The 22,492-nt window shown below is 70.6% G+C and carries 21 protein-coding genes; 15 read left to right on the top strand and 6 right to left on the bottom strand.

The genetic code is table 11. The annotated features are described in order from the left end of the window. Window positions 1-51 precede the first annotated feature (51 nt). The 5 genes from BI335_RS10515 (at window position 52) to BI335_RS10495 (ending at window position 4,868) form a co-directional block, all read left to right on the top strand. The gene (locus BI335_RS10515) at window positions 52-1,830 is read left to right on the top strand and encodes a proline--tRNA ligase (RefSeq protein WP_094430901.1); all 1,779 of its coding nucleotides are present in this window, start codon (window positions 52-54) and stop codon (window positions 1,828-1,830) included. Beyond that, a complete protein-coding gene (locus BI335_RS10510) occupies window positions 1,823-2,455 on the top strand; it encodes a LysE family translocator (protein ID WP_172421841.1) in 633 nt (210 codons plus the stop codon). Before BI335_RS10515 ends, BI335_RS10510 begins: the two co-directional genes overlap by 8 nt. Window positions 2,456-2,529: 74 nt before the next feature. Beyond that, window positions 2,530-3,354: a sulfite exporter TauE/SafE family protein gene (locus BI335_RS10505; RefSeq protein WP_229119541.1), complete on the top strand. Its 825-nt coding sequence runs from the start codon at window positions 2,530-2,532 to the stop codon at window positions 3,352-3,354. A 138-nt stretch (window positions 3,355-3,492) separates the two neighbouring features. After that, entirely contained in the window at window positions 3,493-4,350 is an 858-nt protein-coding gene (locus BI335_RS10500) for a DUF222 domain-containing protein (RefSeq protein ID WP_172421840.1), read from the top strand. Then, the gene (locus BI335_RS10495) at window positions 4,347-4,868 is read left to right on the top strand and encodes an HNH endonuclease signature motif containing protein (RefSeq protein WP_172421839.1); all 522 of its coding nucleotides are present in this window, start codon (window positions 4,347-4,349) and stop codon (window positions 4,866-4,868) included. The genes BI335_RS10500 and BI335_RS10495 overlap by 4 nt, the downstream gene beginning before the upstream one ends. A 90-nt stretch (window positions 4,869-4,958) precedes the next feature. Here BI335_RS10495 and BI335_RS10490 read toward each other — a convergent pair whose 3' ends face one another. Both BI335_RS10490 and BI335_RS10485 read right to left on the bottom strand, forming a co-directional pair. After that, a complete protein-coding gene (locus BI335_RS10490; protein ID WP_229119540.1) occupies window positions 4,959-5,621 on the bottom strand; it encodes a DUF2071 domain-containing protein in 663 nt (220 codons plus the stop codon). A 33-nt stretch (window positions 5,622-5,654) separates the two neighbouring features. After that, on the bottom strand, window positions 5,655-6,188 hold the full coding sequence (locus BI335_RS10485) for a PadR family transcriptional regulator (protein WP_094430837.1): 534 nt from the start codon (window positions 6,186-6,188) through the stop codon (window positions 5,655-5,657). A gap of 87 nt (window positions 6,189-6,275) precedes the next feature. On the opposite strand from BI335_RS10485, the gene BI335_RS10480 reads away from it, so the two are divergent. Genes BI335_RS10480 through BI335_RS10455 form a run of 6 tightly spaced genes read left to right on the top strand, consistent with a single transcriptional unit; the run spans window position 6,276 to window position 14,583 of the window. Then, on the top strand, window positions 6,276-8,708 hold the full coding sequence (locus BI335_RS10480; RefSeq protein ID WP_094430835.1) for a xanthine dehydrogenase family protein molybdopterin-binding subunit: 2,433 nt from the start codon (window positions 6,276-6,278) through the stop codon (window positions 8,706-8,708). A gap of 2 nt (window positions 8,709-8,710) precedes the next feature. Beyond that, on the top strand, window positions 8,711-9,490 hold the full coding sequence (locus BI335_RS10475) for an enoyl-CoA hydratase/isomerase family protein (RefSeq protein WP_094430833.1): 780 nt from the start codon (window positions 8,711-8,713) through the stop codon (window positions 9,488-9,490). Between the two features lies 1 nt (window position 9,491). Continuing rightward, the gene (locus BI335_RS10470; protein ID WP_094430831.1) at window positions 9,492-10,349 is read left to right on the top strand and encodes an FAD binding domain-containing protein; all 858 of its coding nucleotides are present in this window, start codon (window positions 9,492-9,494) and stop codon (window positions 10,347-10,349) included. Continuing rightward, window positions 10,346-11,617 (top strand): xanthine dehydrogenase family Fe-S subunit, encoded by a 1,272-nt coding sequence (locus BI335_RS10465; RefSeq protein ID WP_094430829.1) that lies wholly within the window; start codon window positions 10,346-10,348, stop codon window positions 11,615-11,617. Before BI335_RS10470 ends, BI335_RS10465 begins: the two co-directional genes overlap by 4 nt. Window positions 11,618-11,620: 3 nt before the next feature. Further along, a complete protein-coding gene (locus BI335_RS10460; RefSeq protein WP_094430827.1) occupies window positions 11,621-13,174 on the top strand; it encodes a class I adenylate-forming enzyme family protein in 1,554 nt (517 codons plus the stop codon). Beyond that, window positions 13,171-14,583, top strand: a complete 1,413-nt coding sequence (locus BI335_RS10455) for an MFS transporter (protein ID WP_094430825.1) — start codon at window positions 13,171-13,173, stop codon at window positions 14,581-14,583. The genes BI335_RS10460 and BI335_RS10455 overlap by 4 nt, the downstream gene beginning before the upstream one ends. Here the strand turns inward: BI335_RS10455 and BI335_RS10450 are convergent. Beyond that, a complete protein-coding gene (locus tag BI335_RS10450; protein ID WP_094430823.1) occupies window positions 14,554-15,570 on the bottom strand; it encodes a DUF4439 domain-containing protein in 1,017 nt (338 codons plus the stop codon). The genes BI335_RS10455 and BI335_RS10450 overlap by 30 nt on opposite strands. Before the next feature lie 134 nt (window positions 15,571-15,704). Here BI335_RS10450 and rimP point away from each other — a divergent pair, with 134 nt between their 5' ends. Together rimP and nusA are read left to right on the top strand one after the other, a co-directional pair. Beyond that, window positions 15,705-16,205: a ribosome maturation factor RimP gene (gene rimP, locus BI335_RS10445; RefSeq protein ID WP_229119539.1), complete on the top strand. Its 501-nt coding sequence runs from the start codon at window positions 15,705-15,707 to the stop codon at window positions 16,203-16,205. Beyond that, a complete protein-coding gene (gene nusA, locus BI335_RS10440; RefSeq protein ID WP_094430821.1) occupies window positions 16,205-17,170 on the top strand; it encodes a transcription termination factor NusA in 966 nt (321 codons plus the stop codon). The genes rimP and nusA overlap by 1 nt, the downstream gene beginning before the upstream one ends. Window positions 17,171-17,345: 175 nt before the next feature. Here nusA and BI335_RS10435 read toward each other — a convergent pair whose 3' ends face one another. The 3 genes from BI335_RS10435 to BI335_RS10425 form a co-directional block, all read right to left on the bottom strand. Next, complete coding sequence (locus tag BI335_RS10435) at window positions 17,346-19,874, bottom strand: excinuclease ABC subunit UvrA (RefSeq protein WP_094430819.1); 2,529 nt, start codon at window positions 19,872-19,874, stop codon at window positions 17,346-17,348. Window positions 19,875-19,896: 22 nt separating this feature from the next. Next, window positions 19,897-20,598, bottom strand: coding sequence for a M50 family metallopeptidase (locus BI335_RS10430; RefSeq protein WP_094430817.1), 702 nt, complete (start codon window positions 20,596-20,598; stop codon window positions 19,897-19,899). Between the two features lie 276 nt (window positions 20,599-20,874). Beyond that, entirely contained in the window at window positions 20,875-21,423 is a 549-nt protein-coding gene (locus BI335_RS10425; protein ID WP_094430815.1) for a hypothetical protein, read from the bottom strand. A 119-nt stretch (window positions 21,424-21,542) separates the two neighbouring features. Here BI335_RS10425 and BI335_RS10420 point away from each other — a divergent pair, with 119 nt between their 5' ends. After that, a complete protein-coding gene (locus BI335_RS10420; protein ID WP_094430813.1) occupies window positions 21,543-21,815 on the top strand; it encodes a YlxR family protein in 273 nt (90 codons plus the stop codon). 184 nt (window positions 21,816-21,999) lie between these two features. Next, window positions 22,000-22,492, top strand: a 493-nt coding sequence (locus BI335_RS10415) for a translation initiation factor IF-2 N-terminal domain-containing protein (RefSeq protein WP_172421838.1), incomplete at its 3' end; no start/stop codon positions are given.

Genomic DNA, 22,492 nt, shown 5'->3' with positions numbered 1-22,492 from the left:
GCCGAACGCTGTGAGCCGAGTGGAGGAGTGCCCGTGACCCAGGTCGCACGGATGTCGGAGCTGTTCGTGAGGACCCTGCGGGAGGATCCGGCCGACGCCGAGGTGCCGAGCCACCGGTGGCTGGTCCGGGCCGGTTACATCCGCCGGGTGGCGCCGGGCATCTACTCCTGGCTGCCGCTGGGCCTGACCGTGCTGCAGCGGGTCGAGGAGATCGTCCGCGAGGAGATGAACGCGATCGGCGCCCAGGAGGTCCGCTTCCCGGCGCTGCTGCCGCGCGAGCCCTACGAGGCGTCGAACCGGTGGAGCGAATACGGCGACAATCTGTTCCGGCTCAAGGATCGCCGCGACAACGACATGCTGCTCGGGCCGACCCACGAGGAGATGTTCACCCTGCTGGTGAAGGATCTCTACTCCTCCTACAAGGATCTCCCGCTGGCGCTGTACCAGATCCAGATCAAGTACCGCGACGAGGCCCGGCCGCGCGCCGGGCTGCTCCGCGGCCGCGAGTTCGTGATGAAGGACTCCTACTCCTTCGACATCGACGACGCCGGTCTCGAGGCCAGCTACCAGAAGCACCGCGAGGCCTACATCAAGGTCTTCGACCGGCTCGGCTTCGACTACGTGATCGTGCAGGCGACCTCTGGTGCGATGGGCGGCTCGGCGTCGGAGGAATTCCTTGCCGTGGCAGCAAATGGCGAGGACACCTTTGTCCGCTCCCCGGGCGGGTACGCCGCCAACGTCGAGGCCGTCAAGGTCGCCGCACCCGAGCCGATCCCGTTCGACGACGCGCCCGCCGCACATGTCGAGGACACCCCGGACACCCCGACCATCGAGACCCTGGTGCAGGCCGCCCGGAAGCTGTTCCCCGACCGCGACTACGCGGCCGCCGACACGCTGAAGAACGTGGTGTTCATGCTGCGTCAGCCCGACGGGACCCGCGCGCCGCTGGCGGTCGGACTGCCCGGTGACCGGGAGGTCGATGCCAAGCGGTTGGAGGCGGCGGTCGAGCCGGCCGTGGTCGAGCCCTTCGCCGAGGAGGACTTCGCGACGTATCCCCAACTGGTCAAGGGATACATCGGTCCGCAGGTGCTCGGCGTCGGGGACCTCGAGGGCGACGAGGCCGCCGGTCGGGTGCGGTATCTGGTGGACCCCCGGGTGGTCTCCGGGACCGCCTGGGTGACCGGTGCGAACCAGCCCGGCAAGCACGTCTTCGATCTGGTCTGCGGCCGCGACTTCACCCCCGACGGGGTGCTCGACGTCGCCGAGATCCGGGCCGGCGACCCCGCACCCGACGGCTCCGGTCCGCTGGAGCTGGCCCGCGGGATGGAGATGGGCCACATCTTCCAGCTCGGCCGCAAGTACGCCGACGCGCTGGGCCTCAAGGTGCTCGACGCCAACGGCAAACAGGCCACGGTGACGATGGGCTCCTACGGCATCGGCGTCTCCCGGGCGGTCGCCGCGGTGGCCGAGGCAACCTGCGACGACAAGGGACTGAGCTGGCCGCGGGCGCTGGCCCCCTATGACGTGCAGGTGCTCGCCACCGGCAAGGGCGAGGAGCTGCTGGCGAAGGCGACGGAGATCGCCGAATCCCTGACCCAGCAGGGGATCCGGGTGTTGCTCGATGACCGCAAGGCCTCCCCGGGGGTGAAGTTCGCCGACGCCGAGATCATGGGCATGCCGACCGCGCTGGTGGTCGGCCGCGGGCTGGCCGACGGCGTGGTCGAGCTGCGCGATCGGCGTACCGGGGACAAGCAGGAGATCCCGGTCGACGAGGCGGTCACCCGGGTGGCCGAGGTGGTCCGGGGCGCGTCGGGGCAGAGCGGTGCCTGACCAGGCCCACCTGCTGGGCTTCGTGCTGGCGGCGGTGCTGCTGGCGCTGCTGCCGGGGCCGAATGTGGTCTTCCTGCTGGCCCGCGGTGCCCGGGACGGGCGCGCGTCGGCGCTGCGCTGCGCGATCGGGGTGGAGACCGCGACCCTGCTCTATGCGATCGCGACCGCCGCCGGTCTGGCGGCGGTGATCGCGGCGAGTGTCACGCTGTTCCAGGTGATCAAGTGGATCGGCGTGATCTACCTGCTCTGGTTGGGAATCCAGGCGTGGCGGCACCGCAACGACGACCCGGCCGCACCCGAGGAGGTCGTGGTGGCGCCCCGGCTCGGGGCCGAGCTGCGCTCGGGTTTCCTGGTCGGGATCACCAACCCGAAGGTCGCGCTGTTCTTCATCGCTTTCCTGCCGCAGTTCGCCGATCCGGCCCGGCCGTTGGGGCCGCAGCTGCTCGTGCTCGGCCTGGTGTTCACCGCCTGCGGTCTGCTGATCGACGGGATCTGGTCGCTGCTGGCCGGTGCGATCGGCGGCTTCATCCGCAGTCGGAACGGAGCCCGTGCGCTGGCGAAAGGGTCGGCGGCGGTGTTCTTCGGGATGGCCGGCTGGGCGGCGCTGTCCGGGTCCAAGAACTGATCAGCCGCCGCTGTTGTTGCAGCGGGCGCTGTAAGGGTTGAGATGCATAAAACAGTTACAGCAGACTGGGGCCAGTGATCTCCCCGCTGGTCCTGATGGTGCTCGATCTGCCGGTGCCCTGGTACGCCCTGCTCGGCCTGATGGGTGCGGCCCTGGTGGCTGGCTGGGTGGATGCCGTGGTGGGCGGCGGGGGACTGGTGCAGCTGCCCAGCCTGCTGATCGGCTTGCCCGCCGATACCCCGACCGGGGACGTGCTGGGCACGAACAAGGTGTCCTCGGTGGCCGGTACGGTCGCGGCAACGATCACCTATCTGCGCTCGGTGACGGTGGACTGGCTGGGGGTGCTGCCGCTGGTCCTGCTGGCCGCGTTGGGATCGACGCTCGGGTCGCTGGCAGCGCGGCTGATCCCCAAGGCGTACCTGACCCCGATCGTGCTGGTCGCGCTGATCGCGGTGGGGTTGTTCACGATCTTCCGGCCGACGCTGGGGTTGGAGCACGCGCCGCGGCACACGGGCTGGGCGCAGGCCTGGCGGACCGGCGCCATCGGGCTGTCGGTCGGCGGTTACGACGGGCTGCTCGGGCCGGGTACGGGCTCGTTCTTCCTGATCGCACTGGTCGCCGTGCTCGGCTACGGCTTCCTGGAGGCCAGCGCCCGCACCAAGATCGCCAACCTGGCAACGAATATCGCCTCGATCATCGTCTTCGGTGCGCACGGCGAGGTGCTCTGGCTGGTCGGCGGCTGCATGGCACTGGCGAATCTCACCGGCGGCTGGCTCGGCGCGCGGACCGCGGTACGCCTCGGCAGTTCCTTTGTGCGCAAGGTTTTCCTCGTGGTGGTCTCTGTCCTCATCCTCAAACTCGCCTACGACACCGCCCTCCCGTTCATCGTGTCGAGATGAACGGGTACGCCGGCTGAGCGAGGAGGAACGACGAGTCGAAGCCAAGTCCCCGGAAAAGTTGTCCACAGATTTCGGTATCTTCTTCATGGACAGGGAATCCGGCCGAAAGTGTCAGACCCCTCCTATTGAATGGGAGGTATGAACGGCAGCGCAGCCACCATCCTCGAGACCGTCACCACGGTCAACGAGCTGCTGCGTTCTGCCCTCGCCGAAACCGATGAACTCCTCACCGACGAACAACTACTCGAACTCGGCGAGCTCAACGAACAGCTCACCGCCCGCACCCACGCCCTGACCACCCGGACCCTGGCCAGCATCGACAGCCGCGACGCCGCCCAGCACGTGCACGGAGTCCGCACCACCACCTGGATGCGGGAACGCCACGGTTACGCATCGAATCACGCCGCCGGGGTGCTGCGCGAAGCGATCCGTACGGTATGCGCACCGATCGTGTGGCAGGCACTGGCCGACGCGCAGATCTCACCCCGGCAGACCTTGGCGATCCTCACCGCGCTTAAACATCTGCCGCCGGACCTCACACCCGGCAAGGAAACCGCCGCCGAGTGCAGCATGGTCGAGCACGCCCTGACACTTGATCCCGCCGAGCTCGCCGTGGTCGGCAACCGCCTCGTAGAGGTCATCGATCCCGACCACGCCGACGCCCTGCTGGAACATCGTCTGGAACGCGAAGAGCACGCCGCCCGCCGAAACCGCGAACTGCACCTCAACCACGACGGCATGGGCTCCACCCTCATCAAACGCCGAGTACCGGCCGCCGAGGGTGAGAAGCTGGCCGCGTTGCTTGATTCGTTGGTGGACAAGAACAAGACCGAGGAGCCACCGGTGTGCGGGTCCTATTGCACCGGTCCGTCCTTCGGGCTGTGCGGCGGCCGGCCGTCGCGGGCGATGCGCCGCGCCGACGCGCTGCTGGAACTCGCCCAGGCCTACGCCGACGCCCGCCACGCCCCGGCGCGTGGTTCGGACCGGCCCGGGTGAACGTGACCGTCGACTACGAAACCCCGCGCCGCGGCATCGGCTGCATCGACACTCCCGCCGGCCCGATGTCGGCCCAGCAGCTCCGCCTGCTCGCCTGTGATGCCGAGATCATTCCGGTGGTCCTCAACTCCATGGGCGTTCCGCTGGATGTGGGTGAAACGCAGCGGTTCTTCGAGGGTGAACTGCGGGCCGCGCTCGTCGCCCGCGACGGTGGCTGTGTCTTCCCCGGCTGCGATCAGCCGGCCCGGCGTTGCGACGCCCACCACATCCGGCCGGTCTGGGCCGGTGGACCGACCAGCCTGGACAACGGGGTACTGCTCTGCCCGCATCACCACGCCCTGGCGGAGCCGTCCCATCAGCAGCTGCACAACGAGAATCGCTGGGAGGTCCGGATCAACCCCGAGGACCGGCTGCCGGAGTTCCTGCCACCACAGGGATTGGACCGAAATCGCCGACCACGGCGCCACCTACGGCATCGCCTACGCACCAGGCGGGCCGGATCGGACGACGACCACTGACACGGAAGACGCCGACCCCTCAGCGCATCGGGGCGTCACCGGCGGCGCGCAAGCTGCTCACCGATTCCCAGTCGACCGGTACCCGGCGCATCAGCAGCGCATTGTCCAGCGGGGGTATCGCTCCGGGTCGTCGAAGAACGTCGACTGCGCGACGCGCACCTGGACCGGTTCCACCCGCCAGCCGATGGTCCGCAGCCGCAGGCCGTCGTGCCGGGCCGGGTCTCTGGTCGCCGACCAGCCGATCGCGCCCTGCTCGAAGAAGGCAGACGCCTCGGCCAGTGACCCGAACAACAACGACTCGGGCAGGTCATCGTCGACCGCGACGTCGACACCCACCTGGGCCGTCCCGTCATCGGCGGCGAACGCCACGCGCAACCGTTGGTCGGTCTCGTGAACATCGAACCGGGCGTGGTGATGCTCGCCCGGAAAGGCCCGGCCGCCGAGCGCGACCGTGAGCCGGGAATTGCTGTCCCGGCGGGGGATCCAGACCCCTGCCCGCTGCTCACCGCCCGGGCCGTCCCACTCCACCGCGATCCGATGAGCGGCGTTCTCGCTGCGCATCCCGAACATCGCCGGTAGCCCGGAGGGGCGCAGCGCGCCGAGCCGGATCAGGCAGATCCCGGCGACGGCGTACCCGTTGCGCAATTGCGGCCGAAACGGGGCCGGCAGCAGCGGAGCGATGAACTCCGGTGTCACCCGATAGTTCACCAACAGACGGCGCTCGATCTCGCCGTGCAACCGGGGGATCCGCATCTGCCGCCTCGCCTTCGAAACCGTGCCTGCAGTCTAGAAGTTCTCCTCGCGCAGCTCGGTCCAGAACTTCAGTGACGTCTCCTCCAGGGCGATGCCGAGCCGCAGGGGCACCAGGCGGGCGGCGACCTCGGGCTGGTCGCCGAAGCGCTCGGCCATCTCCGAGTAGACCCGCAACCGCTCGGTGTGCTGGCGTACCTGGTCGTCGGCCAGAGCGCGGAGCCCGTCGGGGGAGGTCAGCTCGCCGAAGAAGAGCTTCAGCTCCGCGACGTCACGCACCTGCATTTGCTCCGGGGTCGGCGCCTCCAGCCACTCCTGCAGCGCCTCCCGGCCCGCGTCGGTGAGCGTGAACGTCTGCCGCCGGCGCCCCTCGGTCTCCTCGTCCACCTCGAGCAGCCCGGCGGCCGCGAGCCGCCGCGGTTCGGAATAGAGCTGGGCATGCGGGAAGGGCCAGAAGTAACCCACCGAATGCCCAACCGCCCGCTTCAACTCGTACGAGGTGGACGGCCCGCGCAGCGCCAGCAGTCCCAGTACGACATAGGACGTCACGGTCAGCCGGGGTGTTGACATGGAGGACAGGTTAGCGGCTACAGTACTGTCCACCTCGTACGGTATGAAACAGACGATACGATTTGACTCATTCACTCGGAGGTACGGATGGCAGGCAGCGGCGCTCGACCGCCGGGCAGCGGGCTGGCGCGCGTCGAGGACGCGGCGCTGCTCACCGGCCAGGGTGAGTTCCTGGACGATCGCGATCCCTTCGGGCAGAGCCTGGTCGCCGCGATCGTGCGCAGCCCGCACGCCCATGCCCGGATCCGCGGGGTGGACGCCGGCGCCGCCCTCGCCCATCCCGGGGTCACCGCGGTGATCACCCCCGACGACGTGAGCGAACTGCTGCGCCCGTTCCCGCTGTCCCTGCGTACGCCGATGCCGTACCTGCCGATGGGTACCGATCGGGTCCGCTTCGTGGGGGAGCCGGTCGCCGTGGTGGTCGCCACCGATCGCTACACCGCCGAGGATGCCGCCGAACTCGTCCGGGTCGACTACGAGCCGTTGCCCGTGGTCGTGGACGCGCTGGCGGCGACCGATGCGGACGCGCCCCGGTTGCACGAGACCGCGGACAGCAATGTCGCCAGCGATCGCACCTTCTCCTTCGGCGCGGTGGCCGACGCCTTCGCCGAGGCCGACCGGATCGTCGAGGCCGACTACTACTTCCCCCGCTACTCCTCGACGCCGATGGAGTGCTACGTGGTGGCCGCCGATTGGCGGGAGGGGCCGCAGGGCCCCGATGTCACCATCTGGTCGAACTTCCACGGCCCGTTCTCGATGGTTCCGGTGCTCTGCGGTGCGCTGGGGCTGTCCAGCACCCAGCTGCGGTTGAAGATGCCGGCGGACAACGGCGGCAGCTTCGGGATCAAGGCCGGCATCTATCCCTACATGACGCTGATGGCGCTCGCGTCCCGGATCGCCGGGCGACCGGTGCGCTGGACCGAGGACCGGATCGAACACCTGCTCGCGAGCTCGGCCGGATCGGATCGGCACATGCGCTTCCGCGGCGCCCTGGACGGTGACGGCATCGTCCGCGGCCTGGAGATCGACTTCGTCGAGAACGTCGGCGCCTACCTGCGCCCACCCGAACCGGCCACCCTCTACCGCTGCTTCGGCAACCTCACCGGCCCCTACCGGATCGACGCGGTGGGACTGCGGGCGCGTGCGGTGGTCACCAACAAGACCCCGACGGGGCTCAACCGCGGCTTCGGCGGACAGCAGCTCTACTTCGGGCTGGAACGGCTGATGGATCGCGCCGCCGGCGAACTCGGGGTGGACCCGCTGGAGTTCCGCGTCCGCAATCTGGTGGCCACCGATTCCTTCCCCTACGCCACGCCGACCGGCGGGATCTATGACTCCGGCGACTACCCGGCCGTGCTGAGCCGGCTGGCCGAGAGTTCCGGGTACGCCGCCCGGCGGGCCGCCGACCGAGCGGCCCGGGCCAACGGTGAGCTGGTCGGGACCGGGATCGCGCTGGCGGTGGAACCCTCGGGAACCAACATCGGCTACGTCGGCCTGGCCACCCCCGCCGAGGACCGGGTACCCGGCCGGGGCAAGTCCGGATCCACCGAACACGTGCACCTCAGCATGGACGCCCAGGGCGCCGTCACCGTCACCCTGGGCACCCTGCCGCAGGGCCAGGGGCACGCCACCGTCGCCCGCGACGTGGTCGCCGCCGAACTCGGCCTGCGGCCGGAGCTGGTACGCCCGGTGGTCACCATGGACACCGCGACCACCGCCTGGACGATCACCACCGGCAGCTACTCCTCCCGGTTCTCCCCGCTGCTCACCTCCGCGGTGGTGGACGCCGCCCGCGAGCTGGGCAACCGGTTGCGGCGGATCGCGGCGCACCGCCTCGACGCGCCGGCCGAGGAGCTCGAGCTCGCCGAGGGGGTGGTGCGGGTGATCGGCGACCACTCCCGGTCGGTACGCCTCCGCGAACTGGCCGGCGTCGTGCACTGGGATCCGGGTTCGCTGCCGGAGGGAGAACCCGCCCTGCTCGAGGTCAATGCCGCGTTCACCCCACCCCAGGCCCAGGCGGCGTCCCGCTCCGACACCATCAATTCCTCACTGTGCTACGGATTCGTGGCCGAGGCGGTCTCGGTACGCATCGACCCGGAGACCCTCGAGCTGAGCATCACCGATGTCTTCAGCGTGCACGATCCGGGCACCGTGCTGAACGAACAACTGCTCGAGGGCCAGATCCACGGCGCGATCGTGCACGGTCTCGGCGGCGCGCTCTATGAGGAACTGGCCTACACCGACTCCGGCCAACCGTCCTCGACCTTCCTCGACTACCTGGTGCCGACCTCGGCGGAATCCCTTTTCCCGTTGACAAGTGAGCATCTGAGCACGCCGTCGCCGGTCACCCGGCTGGGCGCCAAGGGCGCCGGCGAAGGCTCGAGCATGAGTTTCCCCGCGGCGGTGGCCAACGCGGTGGAGGACGCGCTGTCCCGCCTCGGCGTACCGATCGATTCGCTGCCGCTGCACCCGTCCCGGCTGAATCAGCTGATCACCGCCTCGACCGAATGGAAGGACTGACCATGCCCACCACCGGTGGAACCATCGACCTGTCTCGCAGCCACGACGGCCGGGTCGCGAACCTCACCCTCAGCCATGGCCGCTACAACATCGTGACGATGGAGATGCGGGCCGCGATGGCCGAGCGCTTCGCCGAGATCGACGCCGATCAACAGATTCGTGCGGTGGTGATCCGCGGGGAGGGCGAGCACTTCACCTCCGGCGGCGACATCGCCGGCTTCATGGAGGTCGAACCCTACGAACTGACCGACCTCGGCCAGGACATCACCGCCCCGGCCCGCTCCCCGAAGCCGGTGATCGCGGCGGTCGACGGTTACTGCTTCGGGGTGGGTCTCGAACTCGTGCTCGCCACCGACATCCGGCTCGCCACCACCCGCACCGAGTTCGCGCTGCCGGAACTGCGGCTGGGCATGATGCCGGGCTCCGGCGGCACCCAGCGGCTGGCCCGATTGATCGGTCTGTCGCGGGCCAAGTACCACATCCTCACCGCGAGCCGGATCAGCGGCCAGCAGGCACTCGACTGGGGGCTGATTCCCTCGCTGAGCAAGGATTCCGACGTCCTCGAGGAGGAGGTGCAGCGGGTGCTGGACACCCTGCTCGGGTTCTCCCCGATCGCCCTGCGCACGGCCAAGGAGGTCCTCGACCGGGGGATCGACGGGCCGCTGGCGACCGGTGTCGAACTGGAGCGCAAGGCGTACTCGATGCTGCGCAGCACCTACGACTTCGCCGAGGGGGTCGCCGCCTTCGGCGAACGCCGGGCACCCCGATTCGAGGGCCGCTGAGGTGAAGGCGGCACCGTTCGACTATCTCCGTCCGGACGCCCCGGACGATGTCGTCGCCGAACTCGAGCAGGCCGGCGGATCCGCGAAAGTGCTCGCCGGTGGTCAGTCGCTGCTCCCGGTGCTGGCGATGCGGCTGGGGCGCCCGACCGCGCTGATCGACATCACCCGGGTCCGGGACTGGGACCGCTGGGACGAGCGCGACGGCTGGCTCCGCATCGGTGCAGCGGTTCGGCAGCGCACCGCCGAACGGCAGCTCGCCGATCGCCTGCCCCTGCTCGGGTACGCCCTCCCGTTCGTCGGGCATCGCGAGATTCGCAGCAGGGGAACGATCTGCGGTTCCCTGGCCCACGCCGACCCGGCCGCCGAACTCCCCGCCGTCGCCGTCACCCTGGCTGCCCGGTTGCGCATCCGGGGACGTCAGGGTGAGCGCACCGTGGCCGCCGCCGACTTCTTCACCGGCGCGATGACGACCGCACTCGGGCCGGGGGAGGTGCTCGGTGCCGTGGAGTTCCCGCTGCCGACTCCCGGTGAGGGGTACGCGCTGGCAGAGGTCGCGCGCCGGCACGGGGACTTCGCCCTGGTCGGCGTGGTCGCCCGGGTCCGGGTGCGCGACGGAGAGGAGGTCGAATCGGCCCGGCTGACCTGCTTCGGCGTGGCCGACCGGCCCCAGGTCCGCGATGTCACCGAGCTGATGAGCGCCGGGCCACCGACCGCGGACGACCTGGCCGCGCTCGCCGACGAGGTCACCACCACCGCCGGCGACCGGCACGGCGACGTGGCCTATCGCCGCCGCCTGGTCCGGGTGCTCGGCGCCCGCGAACTCGGCCGCGCCGCGCGACGAGCGGGGGCCGCCCGATGACTGGAAATCGTTCCCTGACGGGGATCGCCCGGCTCGCCCGGCAGCGGTTCACCGGCACCGGGACCCGCTCCGACAACACCCGGCGGGCGGCCGATCGGGCCGACAAGGTCGAGTTCACCGTCAACGGCAGGCAGGCCAGCGTGCACGTCGCCCCGCGGGTCACCCTGGCCGACGCGCTGCGGGACCATCTCGGGTTGACCGGCACCCACGTCGGCTGCGAACACGGGGTCTGCGGAATGTGCACCGTGCTGATCGACGGGGATGCCGCGCGCTCCTGCCTGGTGCTCGCCTGCCAGGTCGAGGGCAGCGAGGTCACCACCGTGGAAGGACTCGGTACGCCGGCCGAGCTGCATCCTCTCCAGGAGGCGTTCGGCCGGCACCATGCGCTGCAGTGCGGTTTCTGCACACCCGGGCAGTTGGTCAGCGCCTACGACCTGCTCAGCGAACGGCCGGGCATCCCGGCCGAGGAGCTGCCGGAACAGCTCTCCGGGGTGCTCTGCCGATGCACCGGGTACCGCAATATCGTGAGCGCTGTTGCCGAGGTCGCCGAGGCGCATCCCCAGGGGGTGCCGGAACCGCTGAACTGCGGGGCCGGGCGGCTGGCGCCCGCGCGGCTGGGCGGACCGGGGGAGCCCGGCGCCCTGGCCGCCGACGACGACGCGCCGCCGGCGGAGGTGGTGGTCCCCGGCGGGGATCCGACGGCCCGGATCGCGGTCGCCGAGACCGTCGCGGCCACCCCCGCGGAGGTCTGGCGGGTGGTCGAGGACACCCACCGGTTGGCCGCCTGTCTGCCCGGCGCCGAGATCGTCCGGGACTTCGGGGATGATCGCTACCGCGGCCGGGTCGGGCTGGCGCTCGGGCCGGTGCGGCTCGCCTTCCTCGGCGACGTGCTGGTCACCGAACGCGACCAGGCGGCGTACACCCTGGCGGCGGACGCCCAGGGGTCCGATGCCGCCAATGGACAGGCCGTCGCCCGGTTGCGGCTCCGGCTGGAACCCGACCCGGCGGGCACCCGGGTGAGCGCCGAGGCCGACCTGTACCTGTCCGGCCGGATCGCCCAGTTCGGGCGCGGACTGGTGGCCGACGTCAGTCGCGACCTGTTCGCCCGGTTCGCGATCGCGCTCGGTGCCGCCGCCCGCGGGGAGGCCCCGCTGGAGGGCCAGGCCGCTCCCGCAGACGCGCTCGCGATGGCGCGCGCCCTGCTCATCTCCCGGCTCCGGAGCCTGCGCGGACTCGGCAAGAAATTCCGTACTCACCGAAGGGACTGATCAATGGAGATCGGACGCGTACTGGCCTGGACGGCCGAGCGGTTCGGCGAACGTATCGCGCTGGTGACCGACACCGAGCGCATCAGCTGGCGCGAGCTGGACCGGCGCTGCAACCAGATCGCGCAGCTGCTGCTGCGCCACGGCGTGAACAAGGGCGATCGGGTGGCCCTGTTCCTGTCCAACAGCCACCGCTTCGTGGAGGTCCATCTGGCCTGCCAGAAGCTCGGTGCGCTCTCGACGCCCTACAACATCCGGTTGTCCGCGACCGAACTAGGCTACTGCCTGACCGATTCGGAACCGAGTGTGGTCGTGGTCGACGAGGCCGCTGCCGGTATCGCCCGGGCGGCACTCGAGGTCGCCGGGACCAGACCGGGCACCGTGTTCACCATCGGTACCACCGGTCTCGACGGCACCGATCTCGTCGCGGCCGCCGCCGAGTGCTCGGACACGGCGCCCGGAATCCCTGTCCTGGCAGAGGATCCGAGCGTGATGCTCTATACCTCGGGCACCACGGGCAAACCCAAGGGCGTCCCCCGCAGCCAGCGCAACGAGTACGCCGCGACCAGCGCGCACGTCATGCAGACCCGCCTGGCGATCGGCGAATCGACACTGGGCGCGATGCCGATGTACCACACCATGGGCCTGCGTTCGATGCTCGCCTGCGTGCTGCTCGGCGGGCCCCTGGTCTGCCTGCCCGGGTTCGATCCGCAGCGGGCGGCGGAGCTGATCGAGCAGGAGCGGGTCACCTCGCTCTACCTGGTGCCGACCGCCTACTGGTCGCTGCTCCGGGCGGCCCGCGAGGGCGCGCTCGCCTCGGTGCGCAAGCTGGCGTACGCCGGGGCGCCGATGACCAGCACCCTCGCCCGGCAGCTCGCCGACGAACTGCAGCCGGAGGTTTTCGTGAACCACTACGGTTCCTCGGAGGTCTACACCTTCGCGATCAACCCCGACGCCGGCAGCAAACCCGGCTGTGCCGGCCGGGCCGGGCTGAACACCCGGCTGCGCGTCGTCGATCCCGACAGCGACGCGGAGCACGAACCGCTGCCACCGGGTACGCAGGGCGAGGTGGTGGTCGACCTCGCCGGTGACGAGTCCTTCGCGGGCTACTGGCGGCGACCGGATGCGGACGCGAAGGCGCTGCGGCACGGCTGGTACCACACCGGCGACCTCGGCCAGCTGGACGAGGACGGCGACCTGTGGGTCTCCGGCCGCGTCGATGACATGGTGATCAGCGGCGGGGAGAACGTGCATCCGGTGGAGGTGGAGGACGTGCTCGCCACTCATCCCGACGTCGCCGAAGTGGCCGTGGTGGGTCTCGCCGACGAGCGCTGGGGGCAGGCGGTGACGGCCTTCGTGGTGTTCAACCAACCGCCCGATGACCCCGAGGCCGCGGCGGCCGAGCTGCGCCGCTGGGCGCGGGAGGACTCCGGGCTGAGCCCCTACAAGGTGCCCAAGCGGGTGATCGTGGTCGCCGAGGTGCCGAAGAGCCCGGTCGGCAAGATCCTGCGCCGCAAGCTCATCGAGTCGGCGACCGAGGACCAGGGGGCGCGCTCATGAGCAGGCGTACCGAATCCGCCAATCCGGCCAACCGGACCGCGCTGCCCGCCGCGTTCGCCTCGGTGATGGGCTGGGCCTTCGATCTGTTCGATCTGTTCCTGCTGCTCTACGTCGCCGGCCCGGTCGGAAAGGTGATCTTCCCCCAGGGCAGCGAAACCTTCAGCCTGGCGCTGGTGTTCGTCTCGTTCGCGGTGAGCATCCTGATGCGCCCCGGCGGCGCCGCCCTGTTCGGCTCGTTCGCCGACCGGCTGGGGCGCCGGCGGGTGATGGTGGTGGTGCTGCTCGGCGTCGGACTGTCCACCGCGGCGATGGGCGCCGTCCCGGCGTACGCCACCGCGGGTGCCATCGCACCGGTGATCTTCCTGATCCTGCGGGTGATCCAGGGGTTGTTCGTCGGCGGTGTCTCGGCCGTCACCCACACCCTCGGCACCGAGAGCGTTCCACCCCGCTGGCGCGGCCTGATGTCCGGGCTGGTCGGCGGCGGTGGCGCCGGGATCGGCGCGGCGATGGCGAGCATCGCCTACATCGTGATCGGGCAGATCTTCCCCGGTGAGCGCTTCAACGAGGTCGGCTGGCGGTGGATGTTCGCGACCGGCCTGCTCGGTGCGCTGCTCAGCTTCTTCGTGCTGCGCAAGGTGGAGGAATCCCCGGTCTGGTTGGAAACCCAGGCGCGGGCGGCTGCCGCTCCCAAGGCGCAGCAGCTCACCCTCAAGCAACTGCTGCGCGGCCCGCTCGGAGTGGTCACGCTGGTCAACATCGTCATCGCCGCCGGCGGCGGCGCGCAGTACTACCTCACCTCCGGCTTCCTGCCGACCTATCTCGGGGTGGTCACCAAGATCCCGACCACCGAGCGGGGCTGGGTGCTGCTCTCGGCCAGTGTGTTGTCGGTGGTCGGCGCCACGCTGGCCGGGGAACTCAGCGAGCGCTGGGGTCGGCGGCGGACCATGCTGGTGGTCGGTGCGGTGAACCTGGTGGCGATCCCCACGCTGCTGATCGTGCTCGCCCGGATCCCGAGCTCGTCGGTGTGGACCGCGGTGCTGCTCAGTTCGCTGATCGCCTTCCTCGCCAACGCGGTCTACGCACCGGTGCTGATCTTCCTGAACGAGCGGTACCCGACCGCGATCCGGGCCCGGGGGACCGCGATCTCCTGGAACACCGGCTTCATGCTCGGCGGTCTGCTGCCGACCTTCGTCACGCTGGCCAGCCCGACGACCGCGGACATCCCGTCCCGGTTGGTCGTGTTCGTCGTGGCGAGCGTGCTGGTCTTCCTGGTCGCGGTCTGGCGGGCGCCGGAGACGAGGGGTCGGATCGAGGAGGAGGAACGGCAGGCGGTGGCCGATCTCGCGCGGCAGGCCGAGCCGGATCCGGCCGGACCGGAGTCAGAGCGGCCAGCCGGGCCAGACCGGTAGCGGGCCGCCCCAGCTCACCGCGAGCTGGGCGGCGTCCTCCAACGCCTCCTGGGCGAGCCGGCGATCGGGGGTCTGGGTGGCGGCGGCCACCCAGCCCCCGGTGAACGGGGCGAACGCGATCTCCATCCGCCACAGCAATTCCCGGGCGGTGGCCGCGTCACTCGGCTGGACGGGCAGCTGGTACGCCGCTTCGGCGGGCGGAGCCTGCTGGCCGCGGTCGCGCAGCAGCGCGGTCACCCGGTCCCGCAGCGTCCGGCGACGGGCCAGCACCGTCAAGGCGTTCTGCGCCTCGGCACCCCGCAGCGAACCGATCGCCACCTGATAGCCGTAGACCAGCGCATCGGTCTGGCGCAGCAACTGCTGGGGTGCCTCGACATCGCTCGCCGGCGCGGGCGGGCGGACCTCCGCCGCCGGCGGCTCGGGCCGTGCCGAGGTGCTGCCCAGCAACGTTCCCGCCGCCCGGGTGTAGGCGGCGAGCGAGCCCCACAGCAGCGCGGTCGTGCCGGAACTGGCCAGCGCGGACTCCCGGTACGGATCGGTGCCGCGGCCCTCCCGTTCGGTCACCGCGCGCAGCGCCGCGGCCCGGTCCGAGGGCAGGCTCACCGTCGGCGTCGGCACCGGCCGCGGGCTCCACCGGGCGTCCGGGGTGGGCAACGTCGTCGGCCGGTCGCTGGGGCGTACCCCCAGCAGGGCGGTCAGATGCGCCTGGTGCGCGGTCGCCAGCCAGCCCGCCGCGGACGCCTGCGGGGCGGGCAACTGCAGCGCGCCGGCGTTCTGCTGCAACCGTGCGCACAGCGCCGCCAGTTCGCTCTCCAGGCCGATCGCCACCTGCTGGCCGGGAATGGTCGGCAACGGGCTGGGCGGGGGCTGTGGGGGAGGCGTGGTGGGACCGCCGACGATGCGTGGATCGCTGACCGTGCAGCCGGTCAGGGCGAGGATCCCGGCCCCCGCGGCGGCCAGGAAGCCGCGACGGTCGGTGGAGATCACGCGCCGACGCTATCGCACGGAGCGCCGACCCGCGGGCTGCGACATCGGCGGGTATGATGCTCCGCACAACTGAGACCGACAATCGGATCGCGGGCCCCGGTGAGACCAGGAGCGCGCAGGGAGAGGTGAGTGGTGTGAAGGAATCCCAGTTGGCTGCCCTGCTGACCCCCATCCTGACCCAGCACGGACTGGAACTCGACGACCTGGAGTCCGTGCCGGCCGGCAAGCGCCGGCTGCTGCGGGTCACCGTCGACGGCGACGGCCCCGACGGTCACGGTCCCACCCTCGACGACATCTCCGAGGCCACCCGCGCGATCTCCACCGCCCTCGACGACAGCGACGCGGTCGGCGACGCGGCGTACACCCTCGAGGTCTCCAGCCGCGGTACCGGCCGGCCGCTCACCGACCCGAAGCACTGGCGGCGCAACCGGGACCGGCTGGTCAAGATCACCCCGACCGAGGGGGAGCCGGTGACCGGCCGGGTCACCGACAGCGACGATTCCGGTGTCACCCTCAGCGTGCTGGTCGACCCGAAGAAGCAGACCACCAAGGACGAGCGCTGGGCGTACGCCGATATCGCCAAGGCGATGGTTCAGGTCGAACTGAACCGCAAGAACGAGGAAGGGAATCTCTGATGGACATCGATATGGCGGTGCTGCGCACCATCGAGAAGGACAAGGAGATCCCCCTTGAGGTCCTGGTGACCGCGCTCGAGGAGGCGTTGCTGAACGCCTACGACAAGACCGAGAACCCGGTCCCCGGCTCCCGGGTCCATCTGGACCGCAAGACCGGCAAGGTGCAGGTGCTCTCGCCCGAGCTGGACGAGGAGGGCAACCGGATCGGCGAGTACGACGACACCCCCGCCGACTTCGGCCGGGTCGCCGCCTCCACCGCCCGCCAGGTGATCTTCCAGCGGCTCCGCGACGCCGAGGACGAACGCAAATACGGCCACTTCGCCGCCAGCGAGGGCGACATCGTCGTCGGTGTGGTGCAGCAGGACCGCGACGCCCGCACGGTCCGCGTCGACCTGGGCAGCCTGGAGGCGATCATGCCGCAGGCCGAACAGGTGCCCGGCGAGGACTACAGCCACGGCAAGCGGTTGCGTGTCTATGTGGTCTCGGTCCGCAAGGAGGTACGCGGCCCGCAGGTCGTGGTCTCGCGGACCCACCCCGGCCTGGTCGAGAAGCTGTTCGCGATGGAGGTCCCCGAGATCGAGCAGGGCGTCGTGGAGATCAAGGCGGTCGCCCGCGAAGCCGGCCACCGCACCAAGATCGCGGTCAAGTCCAACGATCCGAACGTGTCCGCCAAGGGCGCCTGCATCGGCCCGATGGGGCAGCGGGTACGCGCGGTGATGCACGAGCTGAACGAGGAGAAGATCGACATCATCGACTACTCCGACGACCCGGCCGAATTCGTCGGGCACGCGCTCTCCCCGGCCAAGGTGAGCAAGGTGACCGTCGTCGATGAGAACCTGCGCGCCGCCCGCGTCATCGTCCCGGATTACCAACTGTCATTGGCAATCGGCCGGGAAGGGCAGAACGCCCGGTTGGCCGCCCGGCTCACCGGCTGGCGGATCGACATCCGTCCCGACACTGAATAACTGATCTGTCGGCTCGCGCGCGGCGCGCCCAATCCCCGCTCTTCGGCCCAGTCGTCGAAATCCACGCGGGGGGATCGGCGTCGGTCGAGTCTGCGACGCGGGGATTTCTCCTTGGTGGGCCTGCATCGCGGGGGCGCGCCGCTGGACGCTCGCCGACCCGGGGGTTGGTCCCAGTTCAAGTGCTGGCCAGGTAGCGGCCGGTGATCGAGGCGGGGTCGGCGGCGAGCTGCTGGGGCGTACCGGTGGCGACGATCCGGCCGCCGTCGGTACCGCCGCCGGGGCCGAGGTCGATCACCTGGTCGGCGTTGGCGATCAGATCGAGATCGTGCTCGATCACGATCACGGTGGCGCCGCGTCGGGTGAGCTGGTCGAGCACCCGGATCAGGGTGCGGACATCGAGCGGATGCAGCCCGACGCTCGGCTCGTCCAGCACGAACACCGCGTCGGATTGGTTGCGGTGCAACTGGTTCACCAGCTTCAGCCGTTGCGCCTCGCCGCCGGAGAGCGCCGGGGTGGCCTCGCCGAGGGTGAGATAACCGAGCCCCAGTTCGTCGAAGGCGTGCAGCCGGCGGCGGACCCGGCTCAATCCCGTGACGGTCTCGAGGGCCTCGCGGATCGTCAGTTTCAACAGCTCCGGCAGCGCCAACCCGTCCCGTCGGTAATCCGCCGCCGCCGGGGCGTACCGGCTGCCGAGACAGACCGGGCACTCGATGTCCACATCGGGCAGGAACTGCACGTCCAACGAGATCTCGCCGGTACCACCGCAGCGTGGGCAGGCCAGAGATCCTGTGTTGTAAGAGAAATCCGAGGCCGTCAGCCCGGCGGCCCGGGCGGCGTCGGTGTCGGCGTACGCCTCCCGCAGGTCGTCCATCACCTTCGAATAGGTGGCCACGGTCGAGCGGACGTTGATACCGATCGGGGAGGCGTCGACGACGAGTACGCGCAGCGGTTTCGCCGGGGCCGGGGTCACCTCCAGCGAAGTCACCGGCGGCGGCAGCGAGCGATCCTCGGCGCGGGCCCGTAACGCGGGTACCAGCGATTCCAGTACCAGCGTGGTTTTTCCCGATCCGGACACCCCAGTCACCGCGATCAACCGGCCGCGCGGGAACTCCACCGACAACGGGTGCACGGTGTGGATCGCCTCGGTCGTCAACCGGATCGCACCGTGCGCGAACAGCTCGGCGGCGGCTGCCCGGTCGCGTACCACGATCTCCTCCGAGCCGCCCAGAAACCCACCCAGCAAGGAATCCCGGTCGGACTCCAGTTCGGCGGGGCTGCCCTGGGCGATGATCCGGCCACCCTCGGTACCCGACCCGGGGCCGAGCTCGATCAGCCAGTCCGCCCGCCGCAGCGCCTGCACGTCGTGGTCGACGAAGACCACCGAATTGCCGTCGTGCAACAGATCGCCCATCACCCCGAGCAGGCCCGCCATGTTCGCCGGGTGCAGCCCGATCGACGGCTCGTCCAGCACATAGAGCACCCCGGTGGTCCGGTTCCGTACCGCCCGGGCGAGTTGCACCCGCTGCCGCTCGCCGGTGGACAGGCTGCTCGAGGCCCGATCCAGGGTGAGGTAGGCCAGCCCGAGCTCCAGCAACCGGCCGGCCATGCGGCTCAGCGTGTCGACCAGGTTGTCGGCCATCCGGCGCATGTCGTCGGGCAGGGTGGCCGGCACGGTCGGCGCCCAGTCGAGCAGGTCGCCCAGCGACAGCGCGGTCGCCTCGGCCAGATTCAGCTCACCCGATGCCGGGGTGCTGATGACCGGGGCCAGCGCCTCGGGGCGCAGCCGGGTGCCGTGGCAGGCCGGGCACGGTCCCTCGACGAGGAAGCGGCTCACCCGGGCCAGCCGCTTGTCGGTGTCGGCGCGCTCGAGTTCCTTGGTCACCGAGAGCCGGGCGTTGCGGAAGGTGAAGTCGAGGTCGTGCACGCCGTTGCGGGAGGTGACGGTGATGTGCTTCTTCTCCTCCGGGCCGTTGAGCACGATCTCTCGCTCGGCGTCGGTCAGGTCCTGCCAGGGCACATCGGTGCGGACCCCGAACTCGCGCGCGATCGCCGGTTGCACGTTGAACCCGAACATGTTCCACGGCACCACCGCGCCGCCGTCGAGGGTCTTCGTCGGATCGGGTACCAGCGCGGCGTCGTCGACCTGCCGGACCACACCCAGGCCTTGGCAGCGCGGGCAGGCGCCGGTGGAGTTGAACGACAGCTCCTCCGCACTCGGCGGGTGCACGCGCGCCCCGCAGACCGGGCAGTCGAACGGCACCTCGGCGGCGACATCGATGGTCGGCGGTACCCGGTGGCCGTTGGGGCACAGATGTGACGCGAGCCGGGAGAACATCAACCGCAGCACGTTCAGCAGTTCGCTGGCGGTGCCGAAGGTGGAACGGACCCCGGGTATGCCGGGGCGTTGCCGCAACGCCAGCGCGGCCGGGACGTATTCGACGGAGTCGACGGCCGCGCGCGGTGCCTGGGACATCCGGCGGCGGGTGTAGGTGGACAGCGCCTCGATGTAGCGACGCGACCCCTCGGCGTACAACACCCCGAGCGCCAGCGAGGACTTGCCCGACCCGGAGACCCCGGCGATCCCGACCAGGCTGCGCAGCGGTACGTCGACGTCGACATCGCGCAGATTGTTCACCCGGGCGCCGCGGACCTCGATGCAGGTGGGATCGCTGTCGGGTCGTCGGGCGTGTCGAGGGTCGGCCATGGGGTGAGTCTAGGGAGCGGCCTCAGCGACCGAGGACGCCCGGGGCGAGGACGCCGACCCCGCCGATCAGGCAGGCGATGGTGACCACACCGAAGAGGAAGGTCCACACCCCGGCCGGGATGCCGGTGGTGCGGGCGAGTTGGGCGGAGTCGGAGGTACGCCCGCCGCGGGCCGCCAGTTCGAAGACCGGCCGCGGGGCGGAGAGCAGCAGCACCCAGCAGACCAGGTAGGCCAGCCAGGACTGGTGGATCGGCTGCAGGTACCACGACGCCGCACCGATCCCGGCGACCGCCGGCAGCAGGACCAGGAGGCCGTAGAAGTTGCGGATCATCAGCAGCATCGCCGCCAGCGCGAACGCGACCAGCCAGAGCAGCCCGATCGCGTGCCCGGCCGCCAGCAGCCAGGCGGCGGCGAAGCCGAGCAGCCCGGGCGCGGGATAGCCGGCGGCCAGCGTGGCGACCATCCCCGGCCCGCGCGGTCGGCCCTTGGACAGGGTCAGGCCGGAGGTGTCGGAGTGCAGCCGGATGCCGGTCAGCTGGCGGCCGGTGACCACCGCGGCCAGCGCGTGCCCGGCCTCGTGGGCGATGGTGGCGGCCATCCGGGTGACCGGCCAGGCGGCGACGACCAGGCCGAGCGCGAGCAACCCGAGCAGGGCGACGGTCTGGGTGCTGGGTACCGGTTGGGTCGCCGTGGCGCGCTGCAGCAACTCCTGCCAGATACTCATCACCTGCCATTGTTGCGGATCGGTACGCCGGGACCGGGGACCCGTGCCGGAACACCCCGGGAACGGGTCGGACGCCGTCCACCCCCACCAACTCGGCCGGATCCTCGGGAAAGGGATCGGATCCGTCCGGATCGGTGGGTGTGAAGGGCGTCCGATTCACTCCACCCCATCAGCGTTCACCCCATTGCGATCGCTGGCCCCCATTCACTCGGTCGGGGCTGGCACCGCGGTCGGTATTTCCTGTGTGTCGGCTGTGGGTGGCTGTGAGCGCACCGGTCAGCGACCGCGTCCGCCTTTGCCGATCACCCCGGCATCGGCGGCCTTCTTGACCGCATCGGCCTCCGCCTGGGTGAGCTTGCCGTCGGTGACCGCCTGCTGGAGCCGGTTGCTGAAGTCGGCGTCGCGCTGGGCGGTCTCGGCGGCCTGGATCTCGGTCAGGGCCGTCGCCACCTTGGCCTGATCCACGCCGAGCTTCTCGGCGAGCTTGGCGGCCAGCTCGGCGTTCCGGGTCGCCGGATCCGGCTTGGCGGTCGGCGGGGTACCACCGTTGGCCGCCTTCTGTTCGTCGTGGATGGCCTTGAGCGCATCGCTGACCTTCGTCTGGTCCACACCCAGCTTGGTCGCGAGCTGCTGGGCGAGCTGACCCTCTCGCTGCCCCTTGCCGCCGCGGTCCCCGGCCTGTCCCGCGGTACCCGGGGAGGCGGTGGCGGACGGGTTCGGGGTCGGGGTCGGATCGGCGAAGGCGGTCGCTGCCGCGCCGATCCCGACCCCGGTGAGGGCGAGTCCGCCCAGCAGCAGCCCGGCGAGCTTCTTCTTGGTCTGCATGTGTTCCTCTCGATCGGTTCTGGTATCTGGATCCATTGCGCCGGGGCCGGGTGGGAATTGGTCCTGACCGATCTGTCAGAGCACTGTGGCTGGCTGTGAGGGTGGATAGGGTGTGGCGGGTGGGGGAGAGCAGCGGGCCGGTGCGTACCTGCATCGGGTGCCGGGCCACGGCACCGGCCGCGGAGCTGCTTCGCGTCGTGCTGCAGCAGGGCCGCGTGGTGCCCGACCCGACCCACCGGCTCCCGGGACGGGGGGCGTACCTGCATCCCGACCCGCGCTGCATCGAGACCGCGGTACGCCGCCGGGCCTTCGCCCGGGCGCTGCGCGGCCAGGTCAACGCGCTCCCGGACGCGGCCGAACTGCGGGCCGCTTATGCGAAATCACCACCGTAGGCATAGACTGGTGGGCGTTCCCGCGCCGGTTTCCGACGCGGGTGCGGTTCCAGCGCCCGGGCCATTGTGGCCGGGCACGATCAGAAGGTGGGCTGACGCTCATGACCACTCGATGAGTACGCACCGATGAGTTCGCAAGACAACTAACGGGTCCGCGCACAGACGCGGGCTGAGAAGGAGAGTAGTGGCCAAGCCCCGCGTCTACGAGATCGCGAAAGAACTCGGACTCGAAAGCAAGCAAGTACTGAAGACCCTGAACGACATGGGCGAATTCGTCCGCTCCGCGTCATCGACGGTGGAGGCCCCGGTGGTCCGGCGGCTCCGCGACCGGATCGAGTCGGAGCAGGGTGGCGGTGCCCCCGCCAAGGAGAAGGCAGCCAAGGCGCCGGCCAAGAAGGCCGCCGCCACGAGCGCCCCCGCAGCAAAGGCGAAGGCCGACGGCGCCGAGAAGCCGGCAGCCAAGGCCGACGCGACCCCGACCAAGTCCGCCGAGAAGCCGGCGGCCAAGTCCGCGCCCAAGCCGGGTGCCGCGCCGAAGGCGCCGACCCCCGGTCCGCGTCCGGGCCCGCGGATGCCGAAGGCGGCCGGCGGTCCGACCGAGACCCGTCGCTCCGAGGCACCCAGCCCGCGCTCGGCGAGTGCGCCCGAGACCCGTACCGGTCCGCGTCCCGCGCCGC

Origin of the sequence: Enemella evansiae, assembly GCF_002250705.1 — a bacterium.
Lineage (GTDB): Bacteria > Actinomycetota > Actinomycetes > Propionibacteriales > Propionibacteriaceae > Enemella > Enemella evansiae.
Note: the sequence above shows the minus strand (reverse complement) of the source record. Positions and strands in the feature narration are given on the sequence as shown.